Here is an 18,499-nt window from a genome sequence, read left to right as displayed (position 1 = left end):
CTCTGTAATGGATGATGAACTCGGTGGAAGATTTAGGCGTCAGCGAGTTGGGCGCCGAGCATTGTCACGATCAGTGACAGCGACACCGCGCCGGGATCTGGCGTTCCCAGCGACTTCTCGCCGTGGGAGCGCGCCCGCCCGAGCCCGGGCATCATGTCGCTTGTGCGTTCGGTAGCGTGAGTCGCTAGTCGTGCGGCCTCGGCCCACGCCGCGGCCAGGCTGTCGCCGGCCGCCACCCGCTCGTGAAGTGAGGTGGCGAAAGGAACCAAGGCGTCTACTAGCGTCTTGTCGCCCACCGCTGCTCCGCCATACGCCATGACGGCGTCGCTGGCGGCGCTGACTCCGGCGCTGACCGAGCCGGCTGTGATCTCGGCGGTGTCGCCGAGGTGCTCGCCGATACTCTTCAGGATCACTCCCCACAGTGCGCCCGAGGTGCCACCGGCGCGATCTGACCATTCATCGGCAGCGCGGTTGAGCAAGGTCTGTGCGCCTGCCCCACGCTCTGCAGCTTTCGCGGCGGCGGCGGCGGCAGCGTTCACTCCACGTTGCATGCCGATACCGTGATCGCCGTCACCGGCGACGGAATCCAGGCGTCCAAGTTCATCGGCATTCTCGGCGACCAAGTTGCTCATGGCCGAAAGCATGGTGGTGATCCTGGCCGCTGCCGTCTGTGATGCGACGCTGGCCTCCGCAATCGCGTCGTCAGCGACCGCCGCGTTCTCGTCTTCGGCGGCAATGAGCGAACCCGAGTGCGCTGAACCTGTTCGGAAAGCTGGTGTGTTTGCCGGCGCGTTCCAGAGTTCTTCGAGTTCGTCGTTGAGCCAGAACAGGGTCAGAGAGACCCCCGCCATGTCGAAGCTCGTGCAAAACTCGCCCACCTGAGGGTCAACGATGGTGATGCCAGCGGTCTCGAGCAACTCGGCAATGCGGGAGAACAGCACGAAGAGCTCTTCGTTCTTAACAGAGCCCAACCCGTTAAGTACCGGAACCACACGAGCGCCCTGAGGCGTTACGCCGTCAGGAATCTCTGCTTCGGCCAGAAGTCGTTCGACGAAGAGTTCAGACAGTTCGTTTGCGGTGGGTACATCAGTCTCTTCGAGGCCCGGTTCGCCGTGGATGCCTAAGCCGATAGCCATACGGCCCTCTGGCACCGAGAACAGTGGCTCCGATGCACCTGGGAGCGTGCATCCGGAGAATGCGACGCCCATGGTGCGGGTTCGTTCGTTGGCTAGGAGCGCAACGCGCTCGACGTTGTCGAGGTCGTGACCGGCTGCCGCTGCGGCGCCCGCGACTTTGAAGACCGTAAGGTCGCCAGCGATACCGCGCCGCTTTTCTTTGTGGGTGGGCGGAGCGCTGAAGATGTCATCGGTCACGACAACGGAGCGGCACTCGATACCGGCGGCTCGTGCTGCATTCTGAGCGGTAGAGAAGTGCATGACGTCTCCGGCATAGTTGCCGTAGCTCAGAAGCACACCGCGCCCCTGGTGCGTCGCTTGGATTACTGATTCCACTTGGCGGGCGGAGGGGGAGGCGAAGAGGTTGCCCATGGCCGCGCCGTGCGCCAGTCCCGGTCCGACGAGTCCGGCGAAGGCGGGATAGTGGCCTGAGCCGCCGCCGATGACGACTGCCACTTCCGGGCTTTCGGAGCGGGTGGAGCGAGCCACACCACCCGAAGTTTTGCGGACCCACTTGGTGTTGGCGCGGATGAATCCGTCGACCATTTCGTTGGCAAAGTCCGCTGGTTCGTTCCACAAACGGGTCATTGTTCTCGCTCCTCATCGTTGAGCTGCAGTTCTACGCAATCGCGCATTCAAAGATACTATAGGAAATAGGAAGTGATGCGATGCGTCCCCGTTTCGTGCGCCGATGTTGATATGAAACCGTTCGGTAGTAAATCTCAGAATGTCGTGTTACCGTTCGGTACAGAACGCGAGTTCGCTTCCGGGTCGCCACCGCGATCCGTCCCCACATCAGGAAGGATCCCCACAATGGATCTCACAAATCGTCGCGGAATCATCACCGGAGCTGGCCAAGGAATCGGCCAAGCCCTTGCCCTCGAATTTGCCGCGAAGGGAGCACACTTGCTGCTCGTCGGGCGCACGGAAGCCACCCTGCAGAAGACTGCTGACCTCGTGAAAGAGGCGGGTGGAACATCCGACATTCTGGTTCAAGACCTCGGCCAAGCGGATGGCGCGCAGAACGTGGCTGACGCTGTGAAGTCGTGGGACACCATTGACCTTCTCGTGAACAACGCCGGCAACGTGCGTGCCGGACGGCTCGAAGAGTCCACCGCAGCTGAAGCCACCGCGATGATCGACCTCAACCTCACCGCACCCGTGCTGCTCACGCAGGCATTGTTGCCTCAGCTGCGCACCAGTGGGGCAGCCAACGGCAGCCTCATCCTGAACATCTCGAGCGAGATCGCCCTCGTTGCGATGCCGTTCTACGCGGTCTACGCCGCCACCAAGTCCGGCCTTGCTGCGTTCGGTGAAGCGATGCGTCGCGAACTGCACGGCACCGGCGTGCACGTGGCCACCGTTTACCCGGGCGCTACTGACACGGAGATGATGAGCAGTCAGAACGCCGACTGGACTCGCCGCCCCGTTTCTGACGTCGTCGCTCAGGTCATGACCGGACTTGCCTCAGACGAGCACGAGATCAACGCATCGGCACCCGATGGCCGTGGGATGCAGGAGCTCAACGCGTCCAACCCACTCGCCGTCGACGCCGCAATGGCGCCTGGTCTGGCCGACATGGAAGCCGCAGTAAAGGACCACAACAGCATCTAGCTGTCGAACGGAATATCTGAGGCCCCATTCGACTTGTTCTCTGAGTACCAAGTCGAGTGGGGCTTTTGTCGTCACAGTGGCACGTGGGGCCAGTAACCTCCCGTCACACAACGCCGACAGGCCCGAACTCGCAATAACCTCGAAAGGTGAACGCTGTGGAAACCCTGACTGTGCTTCTCGGCCTCGTGGCACTCGCCACCGTGCTGGGCCTGGTCTGGCGTGCCCGAACTGGCCGCATCAAGCACACTCGAACTGACGACTCGACCGCCGCATCCGAAGAGAATCGCATCTCGATTCCGGGTGCCGCCCCGTTCGGCAGCCGCGTCACTCTGCTCCAGTTCTCCACCGAAGCCTGCGCAATCTGCCCCACGGTCCGCACCCAGTTGAGCGCCCTCGCCGACGAGTTCCATGACGGAACCGGCTCAGTCGTTCACGTCGACGTGGATGTCACCTCGCGCCCCGAGATCGCCAACCAGTTCAACCTGTTGCAGTCTCCGACCACGTTCATCCTCGATGGCAACGGTGTGCTGCAGGCCCGCATCGGCGGCGCCCCCAAGATCAACGACCTCCGTGCCGAACTGGGGCGGATGCTCGCCCCCGCGTTGGTCTAACGACCAGTTTTCGAACCCGTCCACCCCGAGACAGCGCCCGCACCCCGCACCCGCACCCAGCGCATCACAGATAGCGACTTCCATGACTACGAATGACACCCACGCCGCCGGAGCGGCTCAGCTCTCTGGTTCCAAAGCAGCTCTCGCCGCCAAGCCCGGCCAAGCCGGAATCGACCCGCGCGGTCCCCGCTTCGGCGCTGGCATTACCGCCGTGCTCTTGCTCACCGTGATCGGTCTCGGATTGGATGCCGCAGCAGCGCTCCCGGCCACACTCGCCGAGCGCGCCAGCCAGCCGTCGTTCATTCTCTTTGCCGTCATCGCTGCGCTCTTCGCGTGGGGTGCCTTCGCCGGCATCCAGCGTCACCCCTACGGTCTCTTCTTCAAGGCAGTGGTTCGTCCGCGCTTGAGCGCACCCAGCCACCTCGAAGACCCGCGCCCACCCACGTTTTCGCAGGGCGTCGGCTTTGTCATCACCGTGCTCGGCGTCGTTCTGCACCTCGCCGCCGTGCCCTACGCCCTCGTGATCTTCGCTGGCCTGGCGTTCATCGCCGCGTTCCTGAACTCGGTCTTCGACTACTGCCTCGGATGCCAGCTCTACGTGCTGCTCGTGCGCGCCGGTCTGATCGGTCGCGCTCGCTCCGCAGCGTAATTAGGGGAGCGTGAGCATCCGCCCTGCTCGCCCTCCTTCCCAGTGAGTATGCCGTGACCTGAGCCGCAACTCTTCCTCCGACTGCGGTGCGCGATTATCGTGACATTACAGTGGGCGGCTACCGAACACGATGGTTGCCCGATTCCTCAACGCGAGCGAAAAGGAAGAAACCATGTCTGATCTCAATACCCCCTCCGCCTCGAGCAGCGCTTCTGGCCCCGACGCCCACAACATCCAAGACTGGACAGATCTTGGTAAAGAAATGTGGTCGTATCTCACCGGTCGAAGTGCCGTAATCGACTACAACTTCATCGACATGACGGTCGAAGTTCCTCGCGATGTTGGTCAGGATGCGCCGCGCGCGACCTGGAAATTCAACGGCACCCTTCGGGTGACCACCAGCGAGGGATCCGGCTCCGAACCGACCGCCCCGTAACGATGAGTACCTCAACGAGGTTCGACATCGATCTGTCCTTCTCCCTCATCGAACCAATCTTTGACGATGCGGATGACGCGTCCTCAGACAGCGGAGAGTCTGGAGCAGCACCGCTCGAGACAGAGAAGATGACCGGAACGATCAGTGCCAGCGGCACGGACATTGAAGTCTTTTCCAGCAAGCCGGAACTGTTTCTGCAGGCACGCACGGTCAAGCTCAAAGACGTGCGCATCGCGGCCAAGGCCTTAGCCGAGCGCGGGCTCACCGTGGCGCTCACCGGGCCCCTCGGGCTCATCGCTCGTGTCGGGGCAATCAAACCCTCCGTTGCGCAACGAGTGCTCACTGGTTCACCGCATATCTCCCTCGGCAGCCGCGCTGCGATTGCTCCGCTTTTGCGGCGCCGAGATTCGGCCGGGGCCACGGCATCCGAAATGCAGTTTCCACCCGGCACGTTACTGCCGCTCGCACCGACGTTCGACCGCTTCGTGCGCCGACAGATCACCACGACTCACTACGCGCCGGGTGCGGGCCGCCCTCGACTCTTCTTTGTCGTCGGCTCGGAAAACTGGAATGGCCAGATGCCGCGGGAGTTCGAACTGCGATCAGAAGTGACCACCATTGGGTCATCTTCTGCTGCTGACCTGCAGCTGCCGGGGCTTGAACCCATCCACGCCGAGATTCGTCACGACGATGACGACGAGTACGTCCTTCACGCTATCGGAGCGGTGGGTGGCGGATCGCGTCCGCTCAGGGGGCAAGATCCCGGTGCGCGCACGCTCAGAACGGGCGCGCGAATGGAAATGGGAGAGTGGCGTCTCGGATTCTTCCGCGAAGAGTACGCCGACCACGGTCGTCCGTTTGGCGGTCGTATCGGAGGCGAGATGGGGCATCAGAAGCCGCAACCTGGGCGTCATCGCGCCGAAGCGGAACCAGTGGTGCTGCCGGAAGGGCCGGAAGTTCCCGAGACGCGATAGCGCGTCCGATGCGGCACTAAACGACGCGACGAACTGCGCGGGCTACTCAGCGATGAGCAGCCCGCGCAATGTTGAACGCGTCGCAATTGAAACACCGAGGTCGTCAAAGATCTCGTGAGTGCGAGCAGCGGTGTCGTGAACGATAGGGAGTTTGTCGGTCATCCAGTCATCGACCTCGGCGCTCGAGCGAATCTCTTGTGGCTCAGTGCCCGGTGCAAGCGACTCGATGCTCGCCATGGCGTGAACGGATGCCGCATAGTCAGCGGCGACAGCATCCGGTTCAACCCCAGCGTTGCCCAGGAGCAGAGCGCTGATCATGCCGGTGCGGTCACGGCCCGCGCTGCAATGCACGAGGGTTCCCGGTGTCGAGCTGGCAATCGCATCGAGAGCACCGCGCACGAGCTGGGGCTGCAGTCGCCAATTGTGAGCCCAGTATTCGGGGGAGTCGAGAATGGGCGCACAGGTCTCCCAAAACTCGGGATCGCTCTGATCCTCCGTGGGGGCGTTGATGATCGCGATGCCGTTGAAAACATGGTCGGCAATCGCGTGGTCGCCCTCACCGGGCCCAACTTCGTGAGCGCAGCGGAGGTCGACGATGGATGCCAGGCCCCACCCGCGAGCATGTTCCCACCCGGTTTCGGTCAAGCGCTCTCGGCGCGGCCCACGAGCGATCCGACCGAAGTGGGTCTTGCCGGTGCTGGAGAGTGCGGTGGGGAAGCCGCCCAAGTCGCGCGCGTTGAGGTAGCCATCCCACTCTAATGCTGTCATTTCCTCAGCATATGGAGGTGTCGCGCGAAGAGCGATAGTTCAGCCAGCAGTCACGGCGAACTCAGATGAAGAGGCGGTTCCGTTGTCGGCGTCGCCCAACCGCAGAGCGCGGCGCGGCGCAAGCCACGTAGGCTCAACCCATGGCTATCTCCCGCTTCGAAGAGCTCGACTTTCAAGAGACCCCGATGGGGGAGCTCAACCTGCGGCGCCGACGAGAGCCCACGCTCGGCGTGGACGTGTACGAGGTGAAGCTTGGCGAGGAGTACCTCATGTCGAGCCTCTTTACCGTTGCCGAAATCGCTCTCTCTGATCTCGGGCTAGCGGCAGCCAGCGGCGACAACTTGCGCGTCGTCAACGGCGGGCTCGGTCTCGGGTACACGGCGGTTGCCGCGCTTGCCGATTCGCGCGTCGGGTCACTCGAAGTGATCGATGCCCTGCCCGCCGTGATCGATTGGCACAATCGCGGCCTGCTTCCGGTATCCGCAGAACTTACCGGCGATAGCCGCACCACCCTCACGCACGCCGACTTCTTTGCCGTGATGCGTGCGGAGCCGACTGAGCCGTACGACGTGATTCTGCTGGATGTCGACCACTCACCTCGCCACCAGCTCGACCCCAGCCACGCTGACCTCTACACCGTCGACGGTCTTCGCCGCGTGCGCGCTCATCTCAGCGACGGCGGAGTCTTTGCACTGTGGTCGGATGACCCGAGTGACGATGAATTCATGGAGCGCCTGGGGCAGGTTTTCGAGAACCCCATCGCGCACGCGGTCGATTTCGACAATGCGTTGACCGGTGGGGTCTCATCCAACACCGTGTATGTCGGGACGAAACGCGCCTAGTTAGGGCTCGGTCGTAGGGGCAAGTTCTTCAACCCACTCGGCGATCGGGTCTTCGTTCGCATGAAGTGCTGCGTGCTCACTCGCTGAGAGCGGAGGGAACGGCGGCGCGATCACCTCCGAATCCCCGTCACACGGTGGGTCAGCAGCCACACCCAGAAGTTGTGGGGTGTTCGTAGAGCGAGCGTTAGCTTTTTTGCACATTCGGGATCCTCGGTTCGTGCGTGGATAACAGAGAGGTGCGCGCAACCAGGGGGTTGCGCGCACCTCGTTCAGTTCATCGTTCTCTGGGGGGAGGGCTGATGAACCGCTTCAGCTAGCTCTGCAGACTGTTGGTGTTAGACCCGACCACCGGTGAGCTTGCGAGCGAGGAAGACGATGACGGCGATGACAGCCAGCACAATTCCAACCCAAAGGAGGAAGTTGAGCGACTGCACGAGTCCGCCGGTGAGGAGCAGTGCGACGGCGATAATTGCCACGACGATAAGAAGAGTGTTCATGATGTACCTTTCGGGAAAAGCTAGAGGGGGAGTGTGAGACGTGCGGAAGGGCTATTCCGAAACGGCGTCTTTAACGTTTTCGCCGGCCTTCTTCAGGTCAGCCTTGGCCTGATCGGCACGGCCTTCGGCTTCGAGCTCTTCGTTGTCGGTGACCTTTCCGGTGGCCTCTTTTGCCTTGCCAGCGAGATCCTCGGCAGCGTTCTCAAACTTGTCTGATGCGCTCATAAGAGTTCCTAATCATGTGGGGGAGTGGGGGTTGGCGTGGCGTGCCTGCCAGCGCTGGCGTAGAGCGGCGGGCACGCCACAAGCTGAGAATATTCTGGGCGGTACCTGCACGACTTCACCCTTAGGGGTGAACTTTCCCCACGCTCAGGCGGCGAGACCTATCGTTGAGACATGACTGTTCTGAACGTTGCTCTCGTCAACGACTACGAGGTGGTGGCGCGTGGCGTCGTCGGCATGCTGCGTTCCTATACCAACCGCATCCGGGTGGTCGAACTCGACCTCAACAAGCAGGTCGACGAGCGCGTCGCGATCGCGCTCTATGACACCTTTGCGGGCACGCAAGGCGACCGTGCTGTGGTGCGCCAGCTCGCGACGAATCCTGCCGTTAGTGCTGTAGTTGTGTATTCGTGGAACCTCGATCCCGTGCATATCGCAGCGGTTCTCGCTAATGGCGCTGCGGGTTATATTTCTAAAGGCCTGCCCGCAGCGAAGCTCGTTACCGCTCTCGAAGAGATCAATGCGGGCGGAGAGCGAGTACACATTGGCGGGCCAACCATTCCCAGTGTCATGGCCGGCGACTGGCCTGGGCGCGAAGAGGGCCTCACCGAACGCGAAGCAGAAGTGCTCGCGCTGATCACGCAGGGCCTCTCCAACATCGAAATTGCTGAACGCACTCACCTGTCGATCAACTCGATCAAGACCTACATTCGTAGCTGCTATCGCACGATCGGTGCCACGAGTCGCACCAACGCGGTGCTGTGGGGGATCGAGCACGGCTTTCGCCCCGATCGTGTGCGCATCGAGCATCCGGAACCCACCCCCGGAACAGCGGACGTTGCGGTGAACGTGTGAAACGCCTCAGGCTCGATGACGACCGACTGCTGCCGGTGAAAGCAAAGCTGCAACCCGTGACTAAGACGGCCGGACGGATGCGGTCAGACATCACCCGCACGCGCATGCTGCAGGCCGCGAAAACGGGCGTTGCGGTCGCCATCGCTTGGACCATTGCGCCCTACCTGCCTGGCGTGGCCGACAACTATCCCTATTACGCTCCCCTCGGTGCCATTGTTGCGATGTATCCGACGCTTATGGGATCGATGAAGAACGCTGCCCAGACGCTCGGCAGCCTCACCGTCGCAATCCTGCTGGCCGGGGCTGTCATTATTTTCAGCTCGCCGAGCGTTCTCACGATGTCCCTCGCAGTCGGTGCCGGCGCACTGATCGCCGCCACCGGCTGGTTCGGAGCGAACCGCGAATACATCCCCGTCACCGTGCTCTTCGTGCTCATCATTGGTGGGCCGGATGCCGACGACTATTCGCTGGGATATCTCGAGCAAGCGACACTCGGAATCGTTGTCGGCTTGCTCGTGAACTTCCTCATCTTCCCCGCGCTCACCCACAACGCTGTCGATCAGCAGCTCTCAAACTTTCGCGCGGTTCTCTCTGACCACCTCTCGGAGATTGCCGAGGCCCTTGCCGAGAGTTGGCCGCCCGAACGGGACGGTTGGGCATCCGGCAAGGACTCGCTTGTCGCAGTTTCCGGAGAGGTGCGGGCGGCTGTGCTGCTGGCGGACGAGAGCCGCAAAGCGAACCCGCGTGCGCGCCGATACCGGCGTGACCTCAAAGCGGACTACGAAGACCTCGCCGCTCTCGAAAACGTCACCTTCCATGTGCGGGACATCACGGATGTACTCACCGGCGCCGTGTGGGGAACTCCGATCAAAGTTCAGCTGCGCCCCGAACTGCGCCCGGCGTTGAGTACTGCGCTTGCTGCGGTGGCAGACGCCCTGCGCGATTGGGACTCGCTCGAAAATCGTGAAGAAGCGCACGCCCTAGCCACCGACGCTCTTGCTGCGCTAACCGCCGAATTGGACGCCCGCAAGGCCGACGCGAACGCGACGAGCATGGGTGCCTCGGCCGCGATTTCAATGGACATCGCCAGGATTCTCGCGGCCCTCAACGCGCGCCTTGAGCAGGCTGAAGAGGCGGCGGAGGAGGCGGAGGCAGCGGAGGTTGAGCAGGCCGACGACTAGCTCAGGGGCGCATTTGCTTCCTGTGGAACCCGCACGGTGAGGCCGCCAGCCTTGATTTTGGTTGTGAATGCGATTGCTTTGCCGAACTCATCGCCGTCGAGCTCGATCTCTTCTGGCTTGTCGAGGCGAACTGTCAATTGTTGTGCCTTGACATAGCTGAGCGCCCGAACGTCTTTGGTCGTCAAGTGATGGCCGCCCTTGATGCGACGAAGTACCCCGTTCTCCCACAGCACTTTCACGAGAATTTGCACCCAGCCGATGAGGCCCTGTGGCCGCATGACCGCAACATCAAGGAATCCGTCGTCGGGAGCGGCATCGGGCAGCAGCAGCACATTGGCAGTCAACGATCCGCAATTGCCGACAATGACGGTGTGGGCTCGAGCCGATCGTGAACGCCGGGAGTCGAGACGATACTTCAAACGCAACTCGCTGTCGTCTGCGACGGCTTTTACAGTTGCGCTCACGTACGCCAACCAACCAATTTTCGCTTTGAGATCGTCGTCGGTGTTGGCGAGCATCTTGGCGTCGAGGCCGAGCCCAGCCATCACCACAAAGGCATGCCGAGAGAGCTTCTCGTTCTCGTCACGGATGTCAATGAGGCCGATGTCGACCGACCGATCGACTCCGGTGAATGCGGTTCGCACCGCACCTTCCACATCGTCGAGCGGAAGCCCCAAGTTGCGGGCGAACAGGTTTCCTGTGCCTGAGGGCATCAACGCGAGAGCGGCGTCACTGTCGTGCAGAGCTTCGGCGACGGCTCGCACTGTGCCATCACCGCCTGCGACGATCACGACGTCGGCGCCAGCATCCAGAGCCTCTTTCGTGGCACCGACACCAGGGTCTTCCTTGCTGGTGGCGTGGAAGGTTGTCGGCTGTGAACCGGTCTCGCTCTCGAGAGCTGCCACGGCTGCCTTGATCGCGTCGAGATCGACCTTGATGGGGTTGTAGACAACGGCCACAGCTCGCGGCGACGAGCTATCGCTGGTGGACTTCTCGGTCATCGGTCTCCCTCAAGTAAGCCATGCAGTTCGCATTTTTGGCGGCGTCGCTTCGCGACGGTCGAACAGCGGAATGCTGTCGTTGTGGCGGCCGGAGCCGACAGTGAGATGACTCTAGTCGTTCCCAAGCGATGGAGTTCTGAGAAGGTATGCAACCCGCCGATCAAAGTTTTAGCATTACGCCATGGTGAACTCACATCCCGAAGTTGCAGCGGTCGAAAGTGCCCACCGCGTTCGGCGTCATTGGCCGCTCGTGAGTGGCTGTGTCGCACTCGGTTTGGCTGTCGCTCTGGGAGCACTCATCGTTCTTCGAGAAAATGGCAACCCACTCGGCATCGATTCGTGGTGGATGACGCTGCTCACCGAGAACTCCAACCCGGTTCTGCAATCAGTGTCGCTCGCAATGAATTTTCTGGGAGCGGGCATAGTTGCGAGTTTCGTTGTCCCCGGTGCAATCATCATTTTGCTGCTGCTGAGAAGACGGCCGTGGGGCGCCCTCTATTTCACACTCGCGACGGTGCTCACCGGCGGGGCCGTGCAATTGCTCAAACACCTCTTCGCGCGGACGCGCCCCGACACTATCTTGGTCACCGTTGATTTCGGATCGTTCCCCTCAGGTCACGTCGGGAATGCCGCGGTGATGGCGTTTAGCTTGGCAATTCTGTTTCCCCGCGTGTGGGTGTGGGTTGCGGGAACGCTTTACACGATCATCATGATGCTCAGCCGCACTTACCTCGGTGCGCACTGGCTCACGGACACCGTTGGTGCACTCTTACTCGGAGTCGGGATAGCTGTCGTGGTCGCGGCTCCGTTGGCGGCAAAAATCGACGGCGAACGCCGGATCCGCAGCAGTCAGGTCTGATCTACAAGCGTGCGAAACGAGCACGAACAAAGCAGTAGACGCCATACCCCATAAGACCGATGGCGATCACGATCAGCAGTGCGACGCCGAACGGCAACCCGATGAGGCTCGTCAACGCGCCATCCAGGCCGGACGATTTGCTGGGGTCGTGGGTGATGGCTGCCGCCACCACGAGCACTCCCGCTATGCCGATAGCGATGCCCTTGGCCACGTACCCCGAGATGCCCAGCCCTAAGACTGTTTTTCGCAGTGGCTCGCGCGGCAGCGAGATGACTTCCGTGAATTTCTTTGTGACGCCTTTGTAGATGAAGTACGCGCCAACACCGACAACAGCCACGCCTGCAATGCCAAGCACGACCAAGCCGACAGGATTCTCCATCAACTTCGCGCTGAGGCTGCTCGTGCTGCTCGACGAATCGCTAGAGCCGCCCAGCGCGAACGGAATCGCGCTTGAGCCCAACGCTAAATAGGTGAGCCCCTTTGCTGCCTCCGCGGCGCGTCGAGCCCACCGACGTTTCGAATCGCCGCCCTTCATCAGGAACGCTGAAATGAGTAGCCAGAGACCGAGCGCAAACATCCCAATGACGACGGACCACAAGAGAAATACGCCGCCCGGCGTCGACGCAAGCTGGCGGAATGCTCCCGACTGATCCGCGTCAGTGCCGCCGCCATCTATAGCGATGCCGATCGCTAAGGAGCCAATCAGAATGTGAACGAGACCGTTCACAGCAAACCCCAGACGAGCCAGAATGCGAAGTGCCGTGCTGTTCTGGGCGCTGCGGGCTGCGCTCGATGCGGAAGCATGATTCATGACGGACAGTGTATGCGAGTCATCTCTCGGGTTACCATCTCCTATGCCCACGACAAACTCGAAAGCCGGAGCATGAACGATCGCACTTCAGCCGTAGGTCATTCTCGGCGAGAGCGCTTGCACGCGCGCTTATTCACGGAAAAACGTGTCCTCACCGTTGACGCTAAGAAGCGGTTATTAGTCCTCGCTGCCGTCATGGTCGCGACAGGGGCCCTAGCGCTCGGTTTTCTGTGGTGGGCAGTACTGCAGCCCTCGGTTCTCGAGCCTATGGATACCGCGGTTCAAGCGTGGCTCAAGTCACAGCAGACCGAAAGCCTCACTGTGCTCATGGTGGTCTTCACCGAAGTTTTTGGGCCGATCGCGCTCCCCATAATCGTGCTCGTGGTCACGCTTACTTGGGGCATCCGTGCTGAGCATTCGTGGCGTCCGTTCGTGCTTGCTGCGGGCACACTATCTGGCGTCATCATCGTGCAGATCATTACTCGGGTGGTGCAACGTGATCGCCCGCCGGTCGATCTCATGCTCTACGGACCGGACATGACGTTTTCATTTCCCTCCGGCCATGTTCTGGGCGTTGCAGACTTCTTTCTAATCCTGACCTTCCTGGTCTTCTCCCGCCGCCGTGCTCCATGGATCGCCGCTCTCGCTTACGTGGTCGCAGTGGTATTCGTCATAGGAACGGCGCTCAGTCGCCTGTACTTGGGATATCACTGGACTAGTGATGTGCTTGCTTCGATGGCGCTCTCCCTCGTCGTCGTAGGCTCGGTGATTGCGATCGATACTCATCGAACGGCTCGCGTTCCAGCGGAGACTGAAAGCGCAACGCTCTAGCAGCAGTCGCGTGCAGGAGCATCCCAGCGCAGGGTTGCAGGATGGAGCCATGACTCCCGCCGGCTACCCCCGCCCCCTACCGCGCCCCAAGCCCGTAAAGCCGAAGGCCGGGCAAGAATCGGTGTGGGACTATCCGCGACCTCCGCGCGTGGAGCACATGCCTCAGCGCGTTGTGGTGCGGCTGGGCGGCACGGTGATCGTCGACACTACGGATGCCGTCCGAGTGCTCGAGACGAGTCATCCGCCGGTCTATTACGTTCCGATCGCGGCCTTCCCTGAGGGCGTGCTCGTGCCGCTTCAGGGAACAAGCTTCTGCGAATTCAAGGGAGAGGCCCACTACTTTGATGTGGTAGCCGGGGGAGTCGTGGCCGAGCGCGCAGGCTGGATCTACCCCGAGCCCACGCGCCGCTTCGAAGAGCTGGCAACGCGGGTGGCGCTGTACCCGGGCCAGATGGATTCGTGCGAGATCGATGGCGAGCTCGTCACCTCGCAAGCTGGCGATTTTTATGGTGGCTGGATCACCAAGAACCTCGTTGGCCCGTTTAAAGGTGCGCCCGGAACGATGGGTTGGTAACTGCCGCCGTTGACTAGGCGCAGCAACCCACCGCTCGGGCGGCTGCCGGTTCGTGCAGTGTCGGCCTAGAGCGGCCCGCGGAACGTGGCGGCAACGGGGGAGTCATCCGGAAGGTCGTCGCTGCGGACCGCCTTTACCGTGCCACCCGTACGCAAGACTCGCGCCGCGATCTCGTCGACTAGGCCATAGGTGCTGGGGCCTGGTTCGTTCGCGAACGTGGTGTTGCCATACTCGTCGATAGTGCCTTCGTCGACTGAAGTGAGGTCGAACAACAGGGTGTCAACGAGGCCAGCGGTCGCCGCATGAGCGACGTCACTCAGCTGAGAGCTCGCTAGACCGTTGCTTTGTTTGTTGCCGAAACTCGAGCGCCACGATTCCAACTCAGCCGAGTGGCTGTCGGCCAGGAGGGCGCGGCCGCGAACTTCCAAGTCGTCGATTGACAGTGAGCTGGGGTTCGCATCGATCGAAGAGGAAAGTAGTCCACGATACGTCGAGACCTCGTAGTAAGCAGGCTGCAGGTCGGAGGATGCGGCGAGCACGAGCGGCAGTCCGGATGCGCCGATGACATCAAGTACTGCTTCTTGCACGCGAGAACAATAGCGTCGAAGTTCGACCTTGGGTCCTAGGGCGCCATCGGCTCGGGGCATATCTGCCTTGCCCTCGTTGTCGGCGGTTTCGAGGGAACGCCCGAGGTCGTCGGGAAGGGTCGGCAGAGCGAGTTCCACGCTCGAATCGTCAGCATTGAGAGCCAATAGCCGCACGCTGCCCTGAGTGAGCGCGAGCACATAGCCCGAGTGCCCGAAAGTCGTGGCGCGGAGCAGCGGGCCGAGGTCGAACCGATCGCCAGTGGCGACATGAGAGGGAAGTTCGTTGCGCACACGAAACGCTCGCGTGACTTCAGGCGAACTGAAGACCGCCACGGAGCGAGCGGATGATGACCAGAAGTTGGTGTCGTGATCAAGCGCGGCCAATGCCTGGCCGATCGCATCCAACTCGGCCTTCTCGACACCGAGCACGCCGAGTTCGGCAATCGCTTCCGTAGCGGAGGAGCGAAGGGCGAGGCGTGCAGCCTCAGTATCGCGGCCGATGGGGGGACCGCCATCGGTGGATCCCGGTGACACATACAAGGAAACGCTTGCCGCATTCCGTTGCTGCGAGAGTTCTACAAGGTCTTCATGAGTGGGGATATCGATGCTCATGCCGTCACCATATCGAGAGCGACTGGGAACGCAATCAGGTCATTATGGTTGACTGGAAGAGGGCGTTTGTGGCGCGACCGCGACTGAGCGCAATTGCATTCAGCGTGAGGCGGATGCCCGCTAGCCGCGGCCTTGATTGCGGCGACGAATGGCGCGCGGGGCACGACCGCCCAAGAACGAGGCGCTCGAGTCGATCAAGAACCCCTGGCCGAGGGCCTCACGCCCTATGAGCATCCGGAAGCCCATGTCGCTGCGATCCGTCAGCGTGGTCTCCGCGGTGACCGTCTGCCCGAAGAGCTCGACGTGCAGCAAAACCACGATGCGGTCCTCACTGTGACCAGAAGAGCTGCGCACGGCACGACGATCGTGAATCTCGCGTTCGACAACCGCAGCGTCGGCATCCGACTTCTGCCATGGCACGACCGTGAACCGAACCCAATCGCTGCCATCGGCGCCGGTGAATTCTTCAACATTCGTCGCGTGGATGGCAGAACTGTGCGCACCCGTGTCGAGTTTGGCTTTAATCCACGAAACGCCGATTTCGGGTAGGGCGACCCACTCACGCCAGCCCGCGACCGTGTTTGAATGGGTAGGTTCTATCACCCCCATATCTTGACAGGTCGCCCCATGAAACTCGCTATCCTCTCCCGTGCGCCGCATGCATATTCCACGCAGCGACTTCGTGCGGCTGCCGAGCAGCGAGGCCACACGGTCAAAGTGCTCAACACTTTGCGGTTCGCGATTGATCTCACGGGTGACGAACCTGACCTGCAGTACCGCGGCAAACTCCTTTCGGACTACGACGCCATCCTGCCCCGCATCGGCAACTCGATCACCTACTTCGGTACGGCTGTTGTTCGCCAGTTCGAGCAAATGGATGTCTACACGCCCAACACCTCGAGTGGCATCACGAACTCGCGCGACAAGTTGCGTGCCACCCAGATTCTTTCTCGCCACGACATCGCTATGCCGGCGACCACCTTTGTGCACAACCGGGCGGATGTCGAGATGGCCATCGAGCGCGTCGGCGGTGCACCCGTCGTGATCAAGCTGCTCGAGGGCACGCAGGGGATTGGCGTAATCCTTGCTCCCGACACTCAGGTCGCCAAGGCGATCATCGAGACTCTGCACTCAACGAAGCAGAACGTGCTGATTCAGAGCTTCATCTCCGAAAGCAAGGGCCGTGACATCCGGGCCCTCGTGGTGGGTGACCGTGTGGTTGCTGCCATGCGTCGTGTTGCGGTGGGGGACGAGTTCCGTTCGAACGTGCACCGTGGTGGCAATGTTGAAGCCGTTGAGCTTTCGCCCGAATACCACCGCGCCGCGGTGAAGGCCGCCCAGATCATGGGTCTGCGTGTTGCCGGCGTCGACATGCTTGAGGGCAAAGATGGCCCCCTCGTGATGGAGGTCAACTCGTCGCCCGGACTCGAAGGCATCGAGCGAGCCACCGAGTTGGATGTCGCGGGCGCGATCATTGACTACATCGCCAACCAGGTGGCGTTCCCCGAGATCGATGTTCGCCAGCGCCTCAGCGTCTCGACGGGCTATGGCGTCGCCGAGATCGTTGTTGGTAGCGACGCGGACTTCGTGGGCAAGCAGCTGGGCGAATCCGGTTTGGGAGAGAAGGACATCACGGTGCTCACTCTGCACCGTGGCTCCAACGTGGTGCCCAACCCTCGCCGCAGCACTGTTCTCGAAGCGAACGACCGCCTGCTCTGCTTCGGCAAGCTCGAAGAAATGCGGGCCATGATTCCGGCTCGTCGTCGCCGCCGGGCGAAGGTGCGCAAGCTGCCTCCCGAGCCGATCGTCGAAGACTAGACGTGGCAGAGATCGACGATCTTCCGGTATCTGAATTCGCGTTCCCCGGGGCGCTTCGCGACGCGCTAGTGGCCGCAGCATGAGGCGGGTGATCGCGGGCATTTATCGTGCTCGCGTGGTGATCATGTACATCTCGGTCATGATCATTTTTGCCGGAACCGTCGGCGCTCAAGTCATTCCGATAGCCCTCGTAAAAACCGTGCTCACGCTGCTGCCATTGGTAGGAATCGTGGGAATGCTGCTGGTGCTCGCTGTGCTGGTTCCGGGGCTCAAGCTCGTGCCTAATCGTGAGCCCCTGACCGTCGCGGCTCCCGTAACGGGGCGATGGTCTGCGCTAAATAGCCCCGCGACGCAGGTGCCCAGTCACGGCGTTCGGGCCTATGGCCAAACCTACGCAGTCGACCTCGTTTTCGATCCGAAGGAACGTGCCCGACCCGCCTTCGACACGGGAATGGCGCTGCGGTATCCGAATGAGTACCCGGCTTTCGGCGAGCCCGTTCGAGCAATGATCGATGGCGTCGTCGTGCGCGCTAGTGACGCGCAGCGTGATCATCGCGCTCGGTCCTCAGTCCTCGGTTACATCTACATGCTGATGGAAGGCACGATTCGAGAGATCGGCGGCCCCCGCCTCATCATCGGCAACCACATCACCATTCGCGGTGAGGATGGTGTGTTCGCGCTTATCGCGCACGTGAAGCAGCATTCGGCTCTCGTCGCAGTCGGTGACACTGTGGTGGCAGGTCAGCCCATCGCCGCGTGCGGAAACTCGGGCAACTCCAGCGAACCGCACGTTCACGCTCAACTCATGGATCGGGCATCCGCGTGGACAGGCCACGGACTGCCTATGCTTTTCGCTGACATCGTTATCGACGATGAAACAGAGAAGCGCGATGCGATGCCCGCCGAAAACGAGCACCTCACCGCGTTGTAGTCTTCCCCGGCGATACGCAGCATCAATTAGCGAAGAAAGTAACGCGCTAGGAGAGGTGGGTGTGCATCCGTTCGCCCTCGCTGTTGAAGATGCTGATCACCTGAGCGGGTGAGGATCCCGCAGCGCATACGGCGTGCGGGGTCCGGGTGTCGAACTCGGCTGCTTCGCCTCGGGTGAGAACGAGATCTTGGTCCCCGAGCCTCAGTCGTAGCTTGCCGGCGAGCACATATACCCACTCGAAGCCGTCATGCACGCGCAGTTCAGGGAGTTTTTCTGTGGGTGGGTACGTGATTTTGTAAGTCTGGATGGCAGAGCTGTCGGGAGCAAGCGGCGCGATCGTCAGCCCGTCGCGAGTGACCACGGGGCGGTGCACTCGCGGATCACGAGTCTCAGGCTGAAGGAGGTCATCGATCCTGATCCCGAGGTGTCGGGTCAGGGGCACGAGTAGTTCGAGTGATGCCTGTCGTTTGCCAGACTCAAGGCGAGACAGCGTGCTCGCCGACATTGACGCGCGGCTGGCAGTCTCTTCGAGAGTGAGGCCGAGCCGTTGGCGTGCGGCACGGAGGCGTGGGCCAACGTGGTCTAGTTCATCGAGCATGGTGATCCTCTGTCAGCGACGTAAAGCAGCGCTGGCACGCTTTCGTATATTTG

22 protein-coding genes are annotated in these 18,499 nt (G+C 61.7%); 13 read left to right on the top strand and 9 right to left on the bottom strand.

The features are described from left to right. Window positions 1–32: 32 nt before the first annotated feature. On the bottom strand, window positions 33–1,763 hold the full coding sequence (locus tag CLV85_RS08880; RefSeq protein ID WP_100389163.1) for a dihydroxyacetone kinase family protein: 1,731 nt from the start codon (window positions 1,761–1,763) through the stop codon (window positions 33–35). 225 nt (window positions 1,764–1,988) lie between these two features. Here CLV85_RS08880 and CLV85_RS08875 point away from each other — a divergent pair, with 225 nt between their 5' ends. The 5 genes from CLV85_RS08875 (at window position 1,989) to CLV85_RS08855 (ending at window position 5,459) form a co-directional block, all read left to right on the top strand. Next, window positions 1,989–2,789, top strand: coding sequence for an SDR family NAD(P)-dependent oxidoreductase (locus CLV85_RS08875; RefSeq protein WP_157847487.1), 801 nt, complete (start codon window positions 1,989–1,991; stop codon window positions 2,787–2,789). Window positions 2,790–2,944: 155 nt separating this feature from the next. Continuing rightward, entirely contained in the window at window positions 2,945–3,400 is a 456-nt protein-coding gene (locus CLV85_RS08870; RefSeq protein WP_100389323.1) for a TlpA family protein disulfide reductase, read from the top strand. Window positions 3,401–3,482: 82 nt separating this feature from the next. Beyond that, on the top strand, window positions 3,483–4,049 hold the full coding sequence (locus CLV85_RS08865; RefSeq protein ID WP_100389161.1) for a DUF4395 domain-containing protein: 567 nt from the start codon (window positions 3,483–3,485) through the stop codon (window positions 4,047–4,049). A 172-nt stretch (window positions 4,050–4,221) separates the two neighbouring features. Then, the gene (locus CLV85_RS08860; protein WP_100389322.1) at window positions 4,222–4,485 is read left to right on the top strand and encodes a hypothetical protein; all 264 of its coding nucleotides are present in this window, start codon (window positions 4,222–4,224) and stop codon (window positions 4,483–4,485) included. Window positions 4,486–4,487: 2 nt separating this feature from the next. Then, the gene (locus tag CLV85_RS08855; RefSeq protein ID WP_189621806.1) at window positions 4,488–5,459 is read left to right on the top strand and encodes an FHA domain-containing protein; all 972 of its coding nucleotides are present in this window, start codon (window positions 4,488–4,490) and stop codon (window positions 5,457–5,459) included. Between the two features lie 42 nt (window positions 5,460–5,501). Here the strand turns inward: CLV85_RS08855 and CLV85_RS08850 are convergent, their stop codons facing one another. Further along, a complete protein-coding gene (locus CLV85_RS08850; protein WP_100389160.1) occupies window positions 5,502–6,227 on the bottom strand; it encodes a tyrosine-protein phosphatase in 726 nt (241 codons plus the stop codon). Window positions 6,228–6,367: 140 nt separating this feature from the next. Between CLV85_RS08850 and CLV85_RS08845 the strand changes: the two genes are divergently transcribed. After that, window positions 6,368–7,069, top strand: coding sequence for a polyamine aminopropyltransferase (locus CLV85_RS08845; protein ID WP_100389159.1), 702 nt, complete (start codon window positions 6,368–6,370; stop codon window positions 7,067–7,069). Window positions 7,070–7,404: 335 nt separating this feature from the next. Here CLV85_RS08845 and CLV85_RS13435 read toward each other — a convergent pair whose 3' ends face one another. Next, window positions 7,405–7,566 carry a DUF2207 domain-containing protein gene (locus CLV85_RS13435; RefSeq protein WP_147433359.1) on the bottom strand — a complete coding sequence of 54 codons (162 nt, stop codon included), beginning with the start codon at window positions 7,564–7,566 and terminating at the stop codon, window positions 7,405–7,407. Window positions 7,567–7,617: 51 nt separating this feature from the next. Continuing rightward, window positions 7,618–7,791, bottom strand: coding sequence for a CsbD family protein (locus tag CLV85_RS08840; RefSeq protein WP_100389158.1), 174 nt, complete (start codon window positions 7,789–7,791; stop codon window positions 7,618–7,620). A 171-nt stretch (window positions 7,792–7,962) separates the two neighbouring features. On the opposite strand from CLV85_RS08840, the gene CLV85_RS08835 reads away from it, so the two are divergent. Then, window positions 7,963–8,643 carry a helix-turn-helix transcriptional regulator gene (locus tag CLV85_RS08835; RefSeq protein WP_100389157.1) on the top strand — a complete coding sequence of 227 codons (681 nt, stop codon included), beginning with the start codon at window positions 7,963–7,965 and terminating at the stop codon, window positions 8,641–8,643. Next, window positions 8,640–9,824 (top strand): FUSC family protein, encoded by a 1,185-nt coding sequence (locus CLV85_RS08830; RefSeq protein ID WP_229820202.1) that lies wholly within the window; start codon window positions 8,640–8,642, stop codon window positions 9,822–9,824. Before CLV85_RS08835 ends, CLV85_RS08830 begins: the two co-directional genes overlap by 4 nt. Here CLV85_RS08830 and CLV85_RS08825 read toward each other — a convergent pair. Further along, window positions 9,821–10,825 carry a diacylglycerol/lipid kinase family protein gene (locus tag CLV85_RS08825; RefSeq protein WP_100389156.1) on the bottom strand — a complete coding sequence of 335 codons (1,005 nt, stop codon included), beginning with the start codon at window positions 10,823–10,825 and terminating at the stop codon, window positions 9,821–9,823. The genes CLV85_RS08830 and CLV85_RS08825 overlap by 4 nt on opposite strands. Window positions 10,826–11,006: 181 nt before the next feature. Here CLV85_RS08825 and CLV85_RS08820 point away from each other — a divergent pair, with 181 nt between their 5' ends. Beyond that, window positions 11,007–11,684 (top strand): phosphatase PAP2 family protein, encoded by a 678-nt coding sequence (locus tag CLV85_RS08820; protein ID WP_169925784.1) that lies wholly within the window; start codon window positions 11,007–11,009, stop codon window positions 11,682–11,684. A 1-nt stretch (window position 11,685) separates the two neighbouring features. On the opposite strand, the gene CLV85_RS08815 is transcribed toward CLV85_RS08820, so the two are convergent. Beyond that, window positions 11,686–12,495: a DUF1206 domain-containing protein gene (locus CLV85_RS08815; RefSeq protein ID WP_100389155.1), complete on the bottom strand. Its 810-nt coding sequence runs from the start codon at window positions 12,493–12,495 to the stop codon at window positions 11,686–11,688. A 195-nt stretch (window positions 12,496–12,690) separates the two neighbouring features. Between CLV85_RS08815 and CLV85_RS08810 the strand changes: the two genes are divergently transcribed. Together CLV85_RS08810 and CLV85_RS08805 are read left to right on the top strand one after the other, a co-directional pair. Further along, window positions 12,691–13,326 (top strand): phosphatase PAP2 family protein, encoded by a 636-nt coding sequence (locus CLV85_RS08810; protein ID WP_229820204.1) that lies wholly within the window; start codon window positions 12,691–12,693, stop codon window positions 13,324–13,326. A 49-nt stretch (window positions 13,327–13,375) separates the two neighbouring features. After that, on the top strand, window positions 13,376–13,900 hold the full coding sequence (locus CLV85_RS08805) for a DUF427 domain-containing protein (RefSeq protein WP_100389154.1): 525 nt from the start codon (window positions 13,376–13,378) through the stop codon (window positions 13,898–13,900). 65 nt (window positions 13,901–13,965) lie between these two features. Here the strand turns inward: CLV85_RS08805 and CLV85_RS08800 are convergent, their stop codons facing one another. Continuing rightward, window positions 13,966–15,099: a baeRF11 domain-containing protein gene (locus CLV85_RS08800; protein ID WP_100389153.1), complete on the bottom strand. Its 1,134-nt coding sequence runs from the start codon at window positions 15,097–15,099 to the stop codon at window positions 13,966–13,968. A gap of 120 nt (window positions 15,100–15,219) precedes the next feature. Next, on the bottom strand, window positions 15,220–15,708 hold the full coding sequence (locus CLV85_RS08795) for an ATP-dependent zinc protease family protein (RefSeq protein ID WP_100389152.1): 489 nt from the start codon (window positions 15,706–15,708) through the stop codon (window positions 15,220–15,222). An 18-nt stretch (window positions 15,709–15,726) separates the two neighbouring features. On the opposite strand from CLV85_RS08795, the gene CLV85_RS08790 reads away from it, so the two are divergent. Both CLV85_RS08790 and CLV85_RS08785 read left to right on the top strand, forming a co-directional pair. Beyond that, window positions 15,727–16,917, top strand: coding sequence for a RimK family alpha-L-glutamate ligase (locus CLV85_RS08790; RefSeq protein ID WP_100389151.1), 1,191 nt, complete (start codon window positions 15,727–15,729; stop codon window positions 16,915–16,917). Between the two features lie 79 nt (window positions 16,918–16,996). Then, a complete protein-coding gene (locus tag CLV85_RS08785) occupies window positions 16,997–17,848 on the top strand; it encodes a M23 family metallopeptidase (RefSeq protein ID WP_100389150.1) in 852 nt (283 codons plus the stop codon). A 46-nt stretch (window positions 17,849–17,894) separates the two neighbouring features. Here the strand turns inward: CLV85_RS08785 and CLV85_RS08780 are convergent, their stop codons facing one another. Beyond that, the gene (locus CLV85_RS08780) at window positions 17,895–18,446 is read right to left on the bottom strand and encodes a helix-turn-helix domain-containing protein (RefSeq protein ID WP_100389149.1); all 552 of its coding nucleotides are present in this window, start codon (window positions 18,444–18,446) and stop codon (window positions 17,895–17,897) included. Between the last annotated feature and the right edge of the window lie 53 nt (window positions 18,447–18,499).

Source organism: Salinibacterium amurskyense (genome assembly GCF_002797685.1).
GTDB lineage: Bacteria > Actinomycetota > Actinomycetes > Actinomycetales > Microbacteriaceae > Rhodoglobus > Rhodoglobus amurskyensis.
This window is presented reverse-complemented; position numbering and strand designations above follow the sequence as displayed.